At 70.7% G+C, this 14,981-nt stretch carries 13 protein-coding genes; 9 read left to right on the forward strand and 4 right to left on the reverse strand.

Annotation, left to right across the window (positions count from 1 at the left end):
- Nucleotides 1-250 precede the first annotated feature (250 nt).
- The 3 genes from M2163_RS14765 to tyrS are packed head-to-tail and all read left to right on the forward strand — an operon-like array spanning nt 251 to nt 4,491.
- Nucleotides 251-1,774 (forward strand): TldD/PmbA family protein, encoded by a 1,524-nt coding sequence (locus M2163_RS14765; protein WP_280852331.1) that lies wholly within the window; start codon nt 251-253, stop codon nt 1,772-1,774.
- Complete coding sequence (locus M2163_RS14770; RefSeq protein ID WP_280852330.1) at nt 1,771-3,165, forward strand: metallopeptidase TldD-related protein; 1,395 nt, start codon at nt 1,771-1,773, stop codon at nt 3,163-3,165. The genes M2163_RS14765 and M2163_RS14770 overlap by 4 nt, the downstream gene beginning before the upstream one ends.
- 57 nt (nt 3,166-3,222) lie before the next feature.
- Nucleotides 3,223-4,491 carry a tyrosine--tRNA ligase gene (gene tyrS / locus M2163_RS14775; RefSeq protein ID WP_280894161.1) on the forward strand — a complete coding sequence of 423 codons (1,269 nt, stop codon included), beginning with the start codon at nt 3,223-3,225 and terminating at the stop codon, nt 4,489-4,491.
- Between the two features lie 64 nt (nt 4,492-4,555).
- Here tyrS and M2163_RS14780 read toward each other — a convergent pair whose 3' ends face one another.
- Nucleotides 4,556-4,837, reverse strand: coding sequence for a GlsB/YeaQ/YmgE family stress response membrane protein (locus M2163_RS14780; RefSeq protein WP_280852328.1), 282 nt, complete (start codon nt 4,835-4,837; stop codon nt 4,556-4,558).
- A gap of 245 nt (nt 4,838-5,082) precedes the next feature.
- Here M2163_RS14780 and M2163_RS14785 point away from each other — a divergent pair, with 245 nt between their 5' ends.
- Entirely contained in the window at nt 5,083-5,481 is a 399-nt protein-coding gene (locus tag M2163_RS14785; protein WP_280852327.1) for a DUF3099 domain-containing protein, read from the forward strand.
- A 191-nt stretch (nt 5,482-5,672) separates the two neighbouring features.
- Nucleotides 5,673-5,891, forward strand: a complete 219-nt coding sequence (locus M2163_RS14790) for a hypothetical protein (protein ID WP_280852326.1) — start codon at nt 5,673-5,675, stop codon at nt 5,889-5,891.
- Here the strand turns inward: M2163_RS14790 and moaA are convergent.
- From moaA to M2163_RS14805, 3 genes are all read right to left on the reverse strand, one after another.
- Nucleotides 5,888-6,877: a GTP 3',8-cyclase MoaA gene (gene moaA, locus M2163_RS14795; protein ID WP_280852325.1), complete on the reverse strand. Its 990-nt coding sequence runs from the start codon at nt 6,875-6,877 to the stop codon at nt 5,888-5,890. The two genes, M2163_RS14790 and moaA, sit on opposite strands and share 4 nt — an antisense overlap.
- 156 nt (nt 6,878-7,033) lie before the next feature.
- On the reverse strand, nt 7,034-8,653 hold the full coding sequence (locus tag M2163_RS14800) for a cation acetate symporter (RefSeq protein WP_280852324.1): 1,620 nt from the start codon (nt 8,651-8,653) through the stop codon (nt 7,034-7,036).
- On the reverse strand, nt 8,650-9,006 hold the full coding sequence (locus M2163_RS14805; protein WP_280852323.1) for a DUF485 domain-containing protein: 357 nt from the start codon (nt 9,004-9,006) through the stop codon (nt 8,650-8,652). Before M2163_RS14805 ends, M2163_RS14800 begins: the two co-directional genes overlap by 4 nt.
- A 252-nt stretch (nt 9,007-9,258) precedes the next feature.
- Here M2163_RS14805 and M2163_RS14810 point away from each other — a divergent pair, with 252 nt between their 5' ends.
- The 4 genes from M2163_RS14810 (at nt 9,259) to M2163_RS14825 (ending at nt 14,964) form a co-directional block, all read left to right on the forward strand.
- Complete coding sequence (locus M2163_RS14810; RefSeq protein WP_280894162.1) at nt 9,259-10,806, forward strand: S8 family serine peptidase; 1,548 nt, start codon at nt 9,259-9,261, stop codon at nt 10,804-10,806.
- Between the two features lie 83 nt (nt 10,807-10,889).
- Nucleotides 10,890-12,455: a S8 family serine peptidase gene (locus tag M2163_RS14815; protein ID WP_280894163.1), complete on the forward strand. Its 1,566-nt coding sequence runs from the start codon at nt 10,890-10,892 to the stop codon at nt 12,453-12,455.
- Nucleotides 12,456-12,516: 61 nt separating this feature from the next.
- Nucleotides 12,517-13,848 (forward strand): CoA transferase, encoded by a 1,332-nt coding sequence (locus tag M2163_RS14820; RefSeq protein ID WP_280894164.1) that lies wholly within the window; start codon nt 12,517-12,519, stop codon nt 13,846-13,848.
- A gap of 108 nt (nt 13,849-13,956) precedes the next feature.
- On the forward strand, nt 13,957-14,964 hold the full coding sequence (locus tag M2163_RS14825; protein WP_280894165.1) for a CopD family protein: 1,008 nt from the start codon (nt 13,957-13,959) through the stop codon (nt 14,962-14,964).
- Nucleotides 14,965-14,981 lie beyond the last annotated feature (17 nt).

The following is a 14,981-nucleotide window of genomic DNA, read 5'->3' on the forward strand; positions in this document are numbered from 1 at the left end:
CGGATCACCCTTTCCCTTGGGGTCTGACACATCCGCCCGACACCCTGGATGACAGGCGGCTTCTCCGAAAACCTATCGGGCGCGTCCCGCCCGAGGACATTCGGGCACCGACAGTGGCTTACGGGACTCGCTGTCGGGTCCCTACAGAAAGTTGCCGGTGGCGGTCCCAAACGTGTGGTCCGGGCGCCGGTCGCCGCGACATGATCGGGGGCAACCGCCGCCGACCCCCTCCCGACAGGAAGAGACCCAGGTGCCTCATACCATCGACGAAGCCTTCACAGCGCTTCCCCTACGTGCCCTCGCCGACGCCGCGCTGGCACGCGCGCGTGCGCTCGGCGCCGAGCACGCGGACTTCCGGTTCGAGCGGGTGCGCAGCGCGTCCTGGCGACTCAGGGACGCCAAGCCCGCCGGGTCCTCGGACACCACCGACCTCGGGTACGCGGTGCGGGTCGTGCACGGCGGCACCTGGGGCTTCGCGTCGGGCGTGGACCTGACGATGGACGCCGCCGCCAGGGTCGCCTCGCAGGCCGTGGCCATGGCGAAGCTGTCCGCGCAGGTGATCCGGGCCGCCGGTTCCGACGAGCGCGTGGAGCTCGCCGACGAGCCGGTGCACGCCGACCGTACGTGGGTCTCGTCGTACGAGATCGACCCGTTCTCCGTGCCCGACGAGGAGAAGGCGGCGCTGCTCGCGGACTGGAGCGCGCGGCTGCTGCGGGCGAACGGGGTCAACCACGTCGACGCCTCGCTGCTCACCGTGCACGAGAACAAGTTCTACGCCGACACCGCGGGCACTGTGACCACGCAGCAGCGGGTCCGGCTGCACCCCCAGCTGACGGCCGTGTCGGTCGACGAGTCCAGCGGCGAGTTCGACTCCATGCGGACCATCGCGCCGCCGGTCGGACGCGGCTGGGAGTACCTCACGGGCACCGGCTGGGACTGGGACGGCGAGCTGGAGCAGATCCCGGAGCTGCTCGCCGAGAAGATGCGGGCACCGAGCGTCGAGGCGGGCCTGTACGACCTCGTGGTCGACCCGTCCAACCTCTGGCTGACCATCCACGAGTCCATCGGCCACGCCACCGAGCTGGACCGCGCGCTCGGCTACGAGGCGGCCTACGCCGGCACCTCCTTCGCCACCTTCGACCAGCTGGGCAAGCTGCGCTACGGCTCCGAGCTGATGAACGTCACCGGTGACCGCACCGCCGAGCACGGCCTCGCGACCATCGGCTACGACGACGAGGGCGTCGAGGGACAGTCCTGGGACCTGGTCAAGGACGGCACCCTGGTCGGCTACCAGCTGGACCGGCGGATCGCGAGGCTGACCGGGTTCGAGCGGTCCAACGGGTGCGCCTACGCCGACTCCCCCGGGCACGTCCCGGTGCAGCGCATGGCCAACGTGTCGCTCCAGCCGGACCCGGCGGGCATGTCGACGGAAGACCTCATCGGCAGCGTGGACCGCGGGATCTACGTGGTCGGGGACCGGTCCTGGTCGATCGACATGCAGCGCTACAACTTCCAGTTCACCGGCCAGCGGTTCTTCAGGATCGAGAACGGGCGCATCACCGGGCAGCTGCGGGACGTCGCCTACCAGGCGACCACCACCGACTTCTGGGGCTCGATGGCCGCGGTGGGCGGCCCGCAGACCTACGTCCTCGGTGGCGCCTTCAACTGCGGCAAGGCCCAGCCCGGCCAGGTCGCGGCCGTGTCGCACGGCTGCCCGTCGGCCCTCTTCAAGGGCGTCAACATTCTGAACACCACGCAGGAGGCAGGTCGATGAGCGCCCGCAGCAACAAGCCGCACGAGATCGTCGAGCGGGCGCTGGAGCTGTCCACCGCCGACGGCTGTGTCGTGATCGCCGACGAGCAGTCGACCGCCAACCTCCGCTGGGCGGGCAACGCGCTCACCACGAACGGCGTCACGCGCGGGCGCACGCTCACGGTCGTCGCGACCGTCGACGGCAAGGAGGGCACCGCCTCCGGGGTGGTCTCGCGGTCCGCGGTGACCGCGGACGAGCTGGAGCCGCTGGTGCGGGCCGCCGAGGCCGCGGCCCGCGGCGCCGGACCCGCCGAGGACGCCCAGCCGCTGGTCACCGGCGTACCGGAGTCCCCCGACTTCACGGACGCGCCCGCCGAGACCTCCTCGGCCGTCTTCGCCGACTTCGCGCCGGCGCTCGGCGAGTCCTTCGCACGCGCGCGTGCGGGCGGCCGGGAACTGTACGGCTTCGCCAACCACGAGCTCGTCTCGACGTACCTGGGCACCTCCACGGGGTTGCGGCTGCGCCACGACCAGCCCAACGGCACGCTGGAGCTCAACGCCAAGTCGCCGGACCGCACCCGCTCGGCCTGGGCCGGACGCTCCACGCGGGACTTCAAGGACGTCGACCCGGCGGCGCTGGACGCCGAGCTCGCCGTACGCCTGGGATGGGCCGAGCGGCGCGTCGAGCTGCCCGCGGGGCGGTACGAGACGCTGCTGCCGCCTACCGCGGTCGCGGACCTGCTGATCTACCAGCTGTGGTCGGCGTCGGGCCGGGACGCGGTCGAGGGGCGGACGGTGTTCTCCAAGCCGGGCGGCGGCACCCGGGTGGGCGAGACGCTCACCGGTCTGCCGCTGTCGCTGCGCAGCGACCCGAACGAGCCGGGGCTCGAGACGGCGCCGTTCGTCGTCGCGCACTCCTCGGGGGGCGATCAGTCGGTGTTCGACAACGGCCTTCCGGTGAGGGCGACCGAGTGGGTGCGGCAGGGCACGCTGGCGCATCTGACCACCACCCGGCACAGCGCGGCCCTGACCGGGCTGCCCGTCGCCCCGGCGATCGGCAACCTGATCCTGGACGGCGGTCAGGACCGTTCCCTGGAGGAGATGGTCGCGGACACCACGCGCGGGCTGCTGCTGACCTGCCTGTGGTACATCCGCGAGGTCGACCCCGCCACGCTGCTGCTGACCGGGCTGACCCGGGACGGGGTGTACCTCGTCGAGAACGGCGAGGTGGTGGGCGAGGTCAACAACTTCCGGTTCAACGAGTCGCCGGTCGGCCTGCTGGGGCGGGCGACGGAGGCGGGACGGACGGAGAAGACCCTGCCGAGGGAGTGGAGCGACTGGTTCACCAGGGCCGCGATGCCCGCGCTGCGGGTGCCGGATTTCAATATGAGTTCTGTCAGTCAGGGCGTATAACCTCATAGCCGGCAGTCACCCGACTGCCCGAGGACCTTTCGAGGAGATACGAGAACCGTGACGGACATCGTCGACGAGCTGAAGTGGCGGGGGCTGTGGGCCCTGTCCACTGACGAGGACGCTTTGCGCAAGGCGCTCGCGGACGGTCCCGTCACGTTCTATTGCGGCTTCGACCCGACCGCGGCCTCTCTGCACGTCGGCCACCTGGTGCAGGTCCTCACCATGCGCCGGCTCCAGCAGGCCGGTCTGCGTCCGCTGGCCCTGGTGGGCGGGGCGACCGGCCAGATCGGCGACCCGCGCCCCACGGCCGAGCGCACGCTGAACGACCCGGAGACGGTCGCGAACTGGGTGACCCGGCTGCGCGCGCAGATCGAGCCGTTCCTGTCCTTCGAGGGCGAGAACGCCGCGGTGATGGTGAACAACCTGGACTGGACGGCCGGAATGTCGGCCATCGAGTTCCTGCGGGACATCGGCAAGCACTTCCGCGTGAACAAGATGCTCACCAAGGACTCGGTCGCGCGCCGGCTGGAGTCCCAGGAGGGCATCAGCTACACGGAGTTCAGCTACCAGCTGCTCCAGGGCATGGACTTCCTGGAGCTGTACCGGCGGTACGGCTGCACGCTCCAGCAGGGCGGCAGCGACCAGTGGGGCAACCTCACGGCGGGGCTCGACCTGATCCACCGGCTGGAGCCCGACGCGTCGGTGCACTGCCTGGCGACGCCGCTGATGGTCAAGGCGGACGGCACCAAGTTCGGCAAGACCGAGGGCGGCGCCGTCTGGCTCGACCCGGAGATGACGACGCCGTACGCGTTCTACCAGTTCTGGCTGAACGTGGACGACCGGGACATCTCGACGTACATGCGCATCCTGTCGTTCAGGTCCCGCGAGGAGCTGGAGGAGCTGGAGAAGCAGACCGAGGAGCGGCCGCAGGCCCGGGCCGCTCAGCGGGCGCTGGCGGAGGAGCTGACGACGCTGGTGCACGGCGCGGACCAGACGGCCGCGGTGATCGCCGCTTCAAAGGCCCTCTTCGGGCAGGGTGAGCTGGCGGAGCTGGACGAGCGGACTCTGACGGCGGCGCTCTCCGAGGTTCCGCACATCGAGGTCGCCGAGCTCGGTCCCGTCGTGGACCTGTTCGCCGAGGTCGGTCTCGTGGCCAGCAAGTCCGCCGCGCGCCGGACGGTGAAGGAGGGCGGGGCCTACGTGAACAACGTCAAGGTCACCGCCGAGGACGCCGTTCCCGCCGAGGAGGACCTGCTGCACGGTCGCTGGCTGGTGCTGCGCCGGGGCAAGAAGAACCTGGCCGCGGTCGAGGTCGCGTCCGCGTAGGTCTCGGTACGGCAGACGGGGGCGCCCCTCCTCACGGAGGGGCGCCCTCTTCGTCGTACGGCTCTCAGACCCGCCGCTGCTTCCTCTTGCCCAGCGTCGCCATGTAGAGCATGTCGCCGACGGCGACGATGATGATCGCGGCGATGAGCTGGAAGACGTGGCGGCTCCAGTCGATGCCGGAGGTCTCCTCCACGCCGAACCCGCGTGCCATGGCGTTGCCGGCGATGGCGCCCAGCATGCCGAAGATGGTGGTCAGCCAGAGGGGACTGTGCTGCTTGCCGGGGATGATCGCCTTCGCGATCAGACCCAGCACGAATCCCACGATGATCGCCCACAACCAGCCCATGGCTGCCTCCTCGTACGGCTCTACGTGAGCATTACGGCCAGTGTCGGTCCGTTCGCACTACGCCGCATGTCGGGTACGCCGTACGTGCCGGGGGTGAGGCCGTCGGCCCCGGCGGGAGATGCCCCGGTCTCGTAGGCGGCGCAGGCGCGGCGTACCGTGGAAGCTGTCCGGGCCCGGTACCTCCACCGGGTACGGAGCGGATGCGGAGCCGGGAGCAGTCCGATGCGGGCGGATGGTGGAATGTGATGCGGAAGCAGCATGGCGGCGGGAGCGCCCAGGTGTTCCGGATCACCGGAGCCCGGACCAGCCTTCAGGAGGACGTGCGCGGACGTCAGCGCCGGTACGTCATCTCGATGACGGTCCGTACGCTGTCGGTGGTGCTCGCGGCCACCCTCTGGAACGTGGAACGGCACGTCGCGATCGTGGCACTGGTACTGGGGGCCGTTCTGCCCTATATCGCCGTGGTCATCGCCAACGCGGGGCGGGAGAACGCGCCCTCGCTGCCGTCGACCTTCGTGGCCGCTCCGGTCCGGCCGATGATCATGCCACCGCGGGTCGAGGACGACTTCGCGGAATCCGTGCCGGAAGCCGGCGCGGGCGGTGCGGCGTCGGGTGTCCGGGGGGAACCGCGCGAGCGGACGTGACGGTTCTTCTCCGCGCCAAGCTCAAGAAAAGCTCAGATCAATCATGTTGTTCCGGTGCCGGGGCGAGGGTTACCCGTGACATACTTCGTACGCGCTCCGCATCCCCCGTCGGAGCGACAGACCGACGCCGGGCAGCTCCCCCCGTGGCTGCTCGGCGTCGCCTTTTCCACCCCGGTTGTGAGACGAAATCCGTGAGTGACGAGACCCCGATCTGCTCCGCGAAGGGCTGCCGCGTCGACGCCGTGTGGGTGCTCGCGTGGAACAACCCGAAGATCCACACCCCGGAGCGGCGCAAGACGTGGCTGGCCTGTGAGGAGCACCGGGAGCATCTGTCGCAGTTCCTCGGGGTGCGGGGCTTCCTCAAGGACGTCGTGAAGCTCCAGGACTGGCAGGCTCCCGAAGGGGCCTAGCCGCCGATCGCGGACATCGGACGGTCCGGCTGGACGAACGTCGGGTCGTCGAGACCGGCCCCCGCCTTCTTGCCCCACATCGCCTCGCGCCAGATGCGGGCGATCTCCTCGTCACCGGCGTCCGAGCGCAGGGCGGCCCGGAGGTCCGTCTCCTCACGGGCGAACAGACAGGTGCGCACCTGGCCGTCGGCCGTGAGCCGGGTGCGGTCGCAGGCCGAGCAGAAGGGGCGGGTGACCGAGGCTATGACGCCGACCACATGGGGGCCGCCGTCGACGATCCAGCGCTCCGCCGGGGCGGATCCGCGCTTGTCGGCCCCTTCCTCGGTGAGGTCGAAGCGGGTGCGCAGGGAGGTCAGGATGTCCCCGGCGGTGATCATGCCGTCGCGCTTCCAGCCGTGCTGGGCGTCCAGGGGCATCTGCTCGATGAAGCGCAGTTCGTAGTCGTGCTCCACCGCCCAGGCGAGGAGGTCGGGGGCCTCGTCGTCGTTGAGCCCGGGCATGAGGACGGAGTTGACCTTGACCGGGGTCAGGCCCGCCTCGCGGGCGGCGTCCAGGCCGTCCAGGACGTCCTGGTGGCGGTCGCGGCGGGTGAGGGTCTTGAAGACGTCCGGGCGCAGGGTGTCCAGGGAGACGTTGACCCGGTCCAGGCCCGCCGCCTTCAGGGCCTTCGCCGTGCGCTTGAGGCCGATGCCGTTGGTGGTGAGGGACATCTGGGGGCGCGGCTCCAGGGCCGCGACGCGCTCGACGATGCCGACCAGCCCGGGGCGCAGCAGGGGCTCGCCGCCGGTGAAGCGGACCTCCTCGATGCCGAGGGAGGTGACGGCGATGTCGATCAGGCGGACGATCTCGTCGTCGGTGAGCAGGTCGGGCTTGGCCAGCCACTGCAGGCCCTCTTCCGGCATGCAGTACGTGCACCGCAGATTGCAGCGGTCGGTCAGCGAGACGCGCAGGTCGGTGGCCTGCCGGCCATAGGTGTCGATGAGCACGTGGGCCCCCTCCCTCGTCGCGGATCAGTGCCGAGTCCATCGGTTTCCGTCACGTGCGAGCCTACGTGACGTCACTGACAACGACAGTGCCCGATCCCACGACGTACGAAGCGGCCGTGTCGTAGAGATCTACGACACGGCCGCTCGAAGGACGGGTCAGTGGGCTCCGGTGCCGGTCAGGGACCGGACCTCCAGCTCCGCGTACTTGCCCTTGTCCGGCTCCTCCTTGGACAGGTAGGTGCCGATGATGCCGAGCAGGAAGCCGACCGGGATCGAGATGATGCCCGGGTTCTCCAGCGGGAACCAGTGGAAGTCGACGTCCGGGAACATCGAGGTGGGCTTGCCGGAGACGACCGGTGAGAACAGCACCAGGCCGACCGCCGTGATGAGGCCGCCGTAGATCGACCACAGGGCTCCGGAGGTGGTGAAACGCTTCCAGAAGAGGCTGTAGATGATCGTGGGCAGGTTCGCCGAGGCGGCGACCGCGAAGGCGAGGGCGACGAGGCCGGCGACGTTGAGGTCGCGGGCGAGGGCGCCCAGCAGGATGGAGACGGCACCGATGCCGACGGTGGCCCAGCGGGCCGCGCTCATCTCCTGCTTCTCGGTGGCCTGACCGCGCTTGATGACGTTGGCGTAGATGTCGTGCGCGAAGGACGACGACGAGGCCAGGGTGAGGCCGGCGACGACCGCGAGGATGGTGGCGAAGGCGACCGCCGAGATGGTGGCCAGCAGGATCGCGCCCCAGTTGGAGTCGACACCGCCCAGATGGAGTGCCAGCAGGGGCGCCGCCGTGTTGCCCGCCTTGTTGGAGGCGATGATCTCGTCCGGCTTGATGAGGGCCGCGGCGCCGAAGCCGAGGGCGAGGGTCATCAGGTAGAAGGCGCCGATGAGGCCGATGGCCCAGATGACCGACTTCCGGGCGGCCTTGGCGGTGGGCACCGTGTAGAAGCGGATCAGGATGTGCGGCAGGCCCGCGGTGCCGAGGACCAGGGCGATGCCGAGCGAGATGAAGTCCAGCTTGGTGGTGCCCGTGGCGCCGTACTTCAGGCCCGGCTCCAGGAAGGCCGCGCCCTTGCCGCTGTTGTCGGCGGCGGAGCCGAGCAGGTCGGAGACGTTGAAGTCGAACTTCAGCAGCACCAGGAAGGTCAGCAGCAGGGCGCCCGCGATCAGCAGGACGGCCTTGACCATCTGGACCCAGGTGGTGCCCTTCATGCCGCCGATGGTGACGTACACGATCATCAGGACGCCGACCAGGGCGACGATGCCGATCTTGCCGGCGTCGCTGGTGATGCCGAGCAGCAGCGAGACCAGGACGCCCGCGCCCGCCATCTGGGCCAGCAGGTAGAAGATCGAGACGACGATGGTGGAGGTGCCGGCCGCCGTACGGACCGGGCGCTGTCGCATCCGGTACGCGAGGACGTCACCCATCGTGTAGCGGCCGGAGTTGCGCAGCGGTTCGGCGACCAGCAGCAGGGCGACGAGCCAGGCGACCAGGAAGCCGATGGAGTACAGGAAGCCGTCGTAGCCGAAGAGGGCGATGGCGCCCGCGATGCCGAGGAACGACGCCGCGGACATGTAGTCGCCGGAGACGGCGAGGCCGTTCTGGAAGCCGGTGAACTGGCGGCCGCCCGCGTAGAAGTCGGAGGCGTCCTTGGTCTGGCGTCCGGCCCAGACCGTGATGACCAGGGTCGCGACGACGAAGACCGCGAACAGGCTGATGATCAGCGGCCGGTGCTCGCTGGCCTCGCCGGCCGCCAGGGTGATCGCGGGGCTCATGCGCCGCCCTCCATCCGGGACTTGATCGCCTCGGCCTTGGGGTCGAACTTGGCGGCGGCCACGCGCGAGTACCACCAGGCGATGAGGAACGTGGTCAGGAACTGCGCGAGGCCCAGGACCAGGGCCACGTTGATGTTGCCGAAGAGCTTGGTGCCCATGAAGTCGCCCGCGTAGTTGGACAGCAGGACGTACAGCAGGTACCAGGCGATGAAGCCGATGGTCAGGGGAAAGGCGAAGGAGCGGTAGGAGCGGCGCAGTTCACCGAACTCCGCGCTCTCCTGCACCTCGGTGAACTCCTCGGTGGTGGGGAGTTTGTGCGTCTCTTTCGAGGGTGGCGGTGCGTCGGTGGCCACGGACTCTCCTCGCGTGCGGGTGCGGTGGTGACGGGGATCGGGGGCGAGTGTCCTCGCGTTCCCTGTTCAAGGTCACGGCGCCGCGCTGGGAGCGGTTCAAAGCGCTTTGCTTCTTTCCGAACTCACCTTGGGGAAGTCATTGCTGGCCAGCGACTTCGGGAGATAGCTTCGGCCTGCACCACCCGTCATGTACCTGCCCGAGCGACACCTGCGTCTCGGGCCGGTTTCGTTTCCGGATGATGTGGAGACCCCATGTCCCAGCCGCGTTCCAGACGTTCGAGACGTTCCCGGGGCGGCCTCGCGCTCGCTGTGCCCGTCGTGCTGTCCCTCACGGCCTCGCTCGGCTTCCTGCCCTCGGCGGCCTCGGCAGCTCCCGCCGGGGAGGCCACGGCCCAGGCCGCGGACGCGACGAACCTGTCGTACGTCGTCAACACCAAGGTGGACCACCGCACGATCGCGGCGGTGAAGAAGGCGATACCGACGGCCGGCGGCACCGTCGTGATCGCGTACGAGAAGATCGGCGTGATCGTCGTCCACTCCTCCGCCCCGGACTTCGCCCAGAAGATCCGCAAGGTGCGCGGGGTGCAGTCGGCCGGCGCCACCCGCACCTCGGCGCTGACCCCGGCGGGCACGACCGACGAGGGCGCGGTCCAGGTCCTGTCGGCCGAGCAGGCCGCGAAGGTCGCCGCGGCCTCGGCCGCCACGCCGGACAGCGAGCCCCTCGAGGCCGACCAGTGGGACCTGCGGGCGATAGGCGCCGACAAGGCGGCCAGGATCAACCCGGGCAGCCGCAAGGTGACCGTCGCCGTGATCGACACGGGCGTCGACGACACCCACCCCGACATCGCGCCGAACTTCTCCGCCGCGCAGTCGGCCAACTGCGACGGCGGTGTCCCGGACACCACTCCGGGCGCCTGGCGGCCGTACACCGCGGACGACTACCACGGCACGCACGTGGCCGGTGAGATCGCAGCGGCCCGCAACGGCATCGGCGTGGCCGGTGTCGCGCCCGGCGTGAAGGTGTCGGCCATCAATGTGACCGACCCGAGCAACGGCCTGTTCTACCCCGAGAGCGTCGTGTGTGCCTTCGTGTTCGCCGCCGACCACGGTGTCGAGATCACGAACAACAGCTACTACGTCGATCCATGGCTGTACAACTGCATGGACGATCCCGATCAGCGGGCCATTGTTGATTCGGTCAACAGGGCGCAGCTGTACGCGCAGAAGAAGGGCACGCTCAGCCTGGCGTCGGCGGGCAACTCCAACGACGACCTGGACTCCGACGCGATCGTCGACGACTCGAGCCCCGACGACTCGACGCCCGTGCCGCGGACCGTCGACCCGCACGAGTGCTTCGACGTGCCGACGCAGCTGCCGGGTGTCGTCACGGTCAGCGCGACGGGCTTCAAGAACCTCAAGTCGTACTACTCCTCGTACGGCAAGGGCGTCATCGACGTCGCGGCCCCCGGTGGCGACCGGCTCTACCAGATCCCGGACACGCCGTCGCAGAACGGCCGCATCCTGTCGACCATGCCGAACGGCGGGTACGGCTTCCTGCAGGGCACCTCGATGGCCTCGCCGCACGCGGCGGGCGTCGCCGCGCTGCTGAAGTCCACGCACCCCAAGGCGAGTCCGGCCCAGCTGCAGGCGCTGCTGAAGGCGCAGGCGGACGCCACGAGCTGCCCGGCCTCGTACGACCAGGACGGCGACGGCACGCAGGACGCGGTGTGCGAGGGCGGCGCCCGGGTCAACGGGTTCTACGGCTTCGGCATCGTCAACGCGCTGCGCGCGGTCAAGTGACCCGCCCGTACCGGGACCCCGCACGCTCCGGCACCACCCGCACGGACCGCTCGTACCGAGAACGAACTGGAGAGATTCGCATCATGACTGGGCCCCACCCGCGCCATCGGCGCACGCTCGCGATCCCGCTCGGCATGGCCGTCGCCACGGCCATGGCGTTCCTGCCGGGTGCCACGGCCTCGGCGACGGACCTGTCCGGCTCCGCCGCCGCCGCGCCCGGTGCCGTCAGCGACGTCCTGGCCTCCGTCGCCACGGACGGGACCGCGCTCAGCTACGTCGTCAACGTCCGCCCCGGGCACGGTCCTTCCGCACAGGTGAAGAAGGCCATCGCGAAGGCCGGCGGCACGATCGTGACGTCGTACGACCAGATCGGCGTGATCGTCGTCCACTCGTCGAACCCCGACTTCGCCAAGACGATCCGCAAGGTCCGCGGGGTCGAGTCGGCGGGCAACACGCGCAACGCGCCGCTGCCCGCGCAGTCGACGACCGACGAGGGGACGCCGAAGGCGCTCAGCTCGGCGCAGATGGCCGCCGCGCAGGCCGCCGCCGACGCCGGCCAGGACCCGCTGGAGTCGTTGCAGTGGGACCTGCCGGCCATCAAGGCGGACAAGGCGCACGAGAAGTCGCTCGGCAGCAGCAAGGTGACCGTCGCCGTGATCGACACCGGCGTGGACGACACCCATCCGGACCTCGCGCCGAACTTCGACCGGGGCGCCTCGGTCAACTGCGTGACGGGCAAGCCGGACACCACCGACGGGGCGTGGCGGCCGAGCGCCGAGGAGAGCCCGCACGGCACGCACGTGGCCGGTGAGATCGCGGCGGCCAAGAACGGCGTCGGCATGACGGGTGTGGCGCCCGGGGTGAAGGTGGCGGGCATCAAGGTGTCGACGACCGCCGGCTACTTCTACACGGAGGCCGTGGTCTGCGGCTTCATGTGGGCGGCCACGCACGGCGTCGACGTCACCAACAACAGCTATTACACCGACCCGTGGTACTTCAACTGCACCGACGACCCGGACCAGAAGGCCCTCGTCGAGGCGGTCACCCGGGCTTCGCGGTACGCGGAGAAGCGGGGCGTGGTCAACGTCGCCGCGGCCGGCAACGAGAACTACGACCTCGCGGCCGACGAGATCACCGACCCGGTCTCGCCGAACGACGGCACGCCCTCGGACCGGGTGATCGACCCGTCGGAGTGCTTCGACATACCGACCCAGCTGCCGGGTGTCGTGACGGTCGCGGCGACCGGCGCCAAGGGGATCAAGTCGTCCTTCTCCAACCACGGTCTGGGCGTCATCGACGTCGCCGCGCCCGGCGGTGACTCGACGGCCTACCAGACGCCCGCTCCGCCCGCGACCAGCGGTCTGATCCTGGGCACGCTGCCCGGCGGCAAGTGGGGCTACATGGCCGGTACGTCGATGGCCTCGCCGCACGCCGCGGCCGTGGCCGCCCTGATCAAGTCGACGCACCCGTACGCCCCGCCGGCCCTGGTGAAGGCGCTGCTGTACGCCGAGGCCGACGCCACGCCGTGCACGGACCCGTACGACATCAACGGCGACGGCAAGGTCGACGCGGTGTGCGAGGGGTCCAAGAACCGCAACGGCTTCTACGGCTGGGGCATGGTGGACGCACTGGACGCGGTGACGAAGTAGCGGTACGGGACGGTCAAGATCCGTCCATATATTGATTCAGTCAATACTGCATAGTGCAGTCATGACTGGAATCAAGTTCGTGGTGCGGGAGGGCGCTCCTCAGGGGCGCCTTCCCGTGCTGAAGCTGGCACGGGCCTGTGTGGCCGAGTGTGCGCTGGCCGCCGCCGGACTCGGAGCGCGGCGGGCCGGGCTCGCCGAGGCGCCGACGGTCCTGGTGGACGACGGAGCGGTCGCCACCGCCTTCCTGAGCGAGCGTCACCTGTTGATCAACGGTCGCGCCCCGGTCAACTTCGCTCCGCTGTCCCGGTTCTGGCGGACCGCGGACGGGTGGGTGCGGACGCACGCGAACTACCCGCACCACCGGGCGCGGTTGCTCGACGCGCTGGGGGTGCCGGAGGACACGGCGGCCGTCGAGGCGGCGCTCGCCGAACGGTCGGCCCTGGACGTCGAGGAAGCCGTGTACGCGGCGGGCGGTCTCGCCGTCGCCCTGCGCTCGCCCGCACAGTGGGCCGCGCATCCGCAGGCGGCCGAGGTGGCGAAACGGCCCCTGGTCGAACGCGGGCGACTGGACACGGCACGCGTGCGTGCCTTCGCTCCCGTCGGCACCTCTCCCCTGCTGCCGGCCGCGGGTCTGCGCGTCCTGGACCTGACACGGGTGCTCGCGGGCCCGGTCGCCACCCGCACGCTCGCCCTGCTCGGCGCGGACGTCCTGCGCCTGGACGCACCCCGGCTCCCCGAACTGCCGGACCAGCACGCCGACACCGGCCTCGGGAAGCGGTCGGCGACGCTCGACCTGGCCGACGACCGGCAGATCTTCGAGGAGCTGCTCGCGGCGGCGGACGTGGTCGTCACCGGCTACCGGCCCGGCGCGCTGGACCGGTTCGGACTGTCCGCCGAGGCCCTGGCGGAACGGCGGCCCGGGGTGGTCGTCGCCCAGTTGTCGGCGTGGGGCGCGTACGGGCCCTGGGGTGAACGGCGGGGCTTCGACAGCCTCGTGCAGGCGGCCACCGGGATCGCGGTGCTGGAGGGTTCGGCGCAGCGGCCGGGAGCGCTGCCCGCGCAGGCTCTCGACCACGGCACGGGGTACCTGCTGGCGGCAGCCGTGCTGCGGGCGCTGGCCGAGCAGTCGTACGAGGGCGGGAGCCGGTTCGTGCGGCTGGCGCTCGCACGGACGGCCCTGTGGCTGACCGACGGCGTGGACGGAACGGGCGACCTGGCCGCGGGATGCACCCAGAGCGGTTCCTACGACGGTCCCGGACCCTGGTTGTCCGAGACGGACAGTGCGCTCGGAAGGCTGCGGTACGCGCTGTCGCCGGTCTCCTTCGAGGGTGGTCCGGTGGACTGGGAGCGGCCTCCGGTGCCGTGGGGGACGGACGCCGCCCGCTGGCACTGAGCGGCCCGAAGCGGCAGCTGGACCACATGTATGTACGGGTGGAATGCCGTACCACCACTTGTTTCGATTCAGTTGCCCGCTTCTGCCCGTTGTCGCCAGGATCGTACGGTGACCCTGACAGGACCCACCTCCGGGGCGACCGACGTGGGCAGTCGTCCACGGCGCCCCGGCACTCTCCGGGCGGTCGCCGTGCTCGTCCTGGCGGTTCTGGCCGCGGCAGTGCCGTTGCTCGGCCCGTCCGCCGCGCTGCGCGGGACCGGAGAGGCCGCAGCGCCCGGGGCCGGCGTCGTGGCCCTGCTGCGGGCGGCGCTGTTCGGGGCTTTGTGCGTGCCGCTGGGCGAGCTGTTCGTGGGCCGGCTGGCCCGCACGGTGCCCGGCGCTCCCCCGGGCGTTCCGCGCTCCTGGGCTCGTTGGGCGGCTGCCGCCGGGTTCCTCGCCGCGCTCGGGCTGGCCTCGGTCGTGGCGTCCGGGAATCTGGTGCCCCACGGCCTCTCCGGGATCGATGCCGGCGGCCTGTACGCGTCACGGGAGGGCAAGCTGGCCCTGCTGGAGGTCAACGCGTTCCTGATCGCCGGTCTGTGCGCCCGTTCGGGTCGCCCGGCCGTCCAGGTGTGGCCCCTGTCCGCCGTGGTGGCGGCGGAGGCCCTGCGCGCGCATCCGGTGACCGAGCACAGTCCGCTGGTCGGCTCCGGGCTGACCCTGGTTCACCTCATGTGCGCGGCACTGTGGGCGGGCGGACTGCTGTGCGTGCTGCGGACACTGCGCCACTGGGGCCCGGTGGGGCCGGGCGCGGCGCTGCTCGGGCTCTACGCGCGCGTGGCCGCCGTTCTGCTCGCCGCCGTGTCCGCGACCGGCGTGTGGAGCACGCTGCGCCGCATGCCGTCCGACACGGTCCTGGAGCAGCTGACGGACACGGCCTACGGGCGCGCTCTGCTCGCCAAGGTGCTCCTGGTGGCCGTCGTCGCGGCACTCGCCCTGTGGGCCAGGATCCGGCTGCGCCGCGCCCCCGACCCGCTGACCGCCTGTGCCCCGGCGCGCGCGGAAGTCGTCGCCCTGGGACTGGTGGTCGTGGTGTCGGGGCTGCTGACGGCGCTGCCGCTGCCGATCCGCTGGTGAGGCCGTTCGATCGCACC

This window comes from Streptomyces sp. SAI-135 (genome assembly GCF_029893805.1).
Classification (GTDB): domain Bacteria; phylum Actinomycetota; class Actinomycetes; order Streptomycetales; family Streptomycetaceae; genus Streptomyces.

Bases quoted from the DNA above. Each gene is read 5' to 3' on its own strand.
- M2163_RS14770 (WP_280852330.1), top strand. From the start codon at position 1,771: ATGAGCGCCCGCAGCAACAAGCCGCACGAGATCGTCGAGCGGGCGCTG.
- M2163_RS14780 (WP_280852328.1), bottom strand. From the start codon at position 4,837: ATGGGCTGGTTGTGGGCGATCATCGTGGGATTCGTGCTGGGTCTGATC.
- M2163_RS14785 (WP_280852327.1), top strand. From the start codon at position 5,083: ATGCGGAAGCAGCATGGCGGCGGGAGCGCCCAGGTGTTCCGGATCACC.
- M2163_RS14800 (WP_280852324.1), bottom strand. From the start codon at position 8,653: ATGAGCCCCGCGATCACCCTGGCGGCCGGCGAGGCCAGCGAGCACCGG.
- M2163_RS14810 (WP_280894162.1), top strand. From the start codon at position 9,259: ATGTCCCAGCCGCGTTCCAGACGTTCGAGACGTTCCCGGGGCGGCCTC.
- M2163_RS14815 (WP_280894163.1), top strand. From the start codon at position 10,890: ATGACTGGGCCCCACCCGCGCCATCGGCGCACGCTCGCGATCCCGCTC.
- M2163_RS14820 (WP_280894164.1), top strand. From the start codon at position 12,517: ATGACTGGAATCAAGTTCGTGGTGCGGGAGGGCGCTCCTCAGGGGCGC.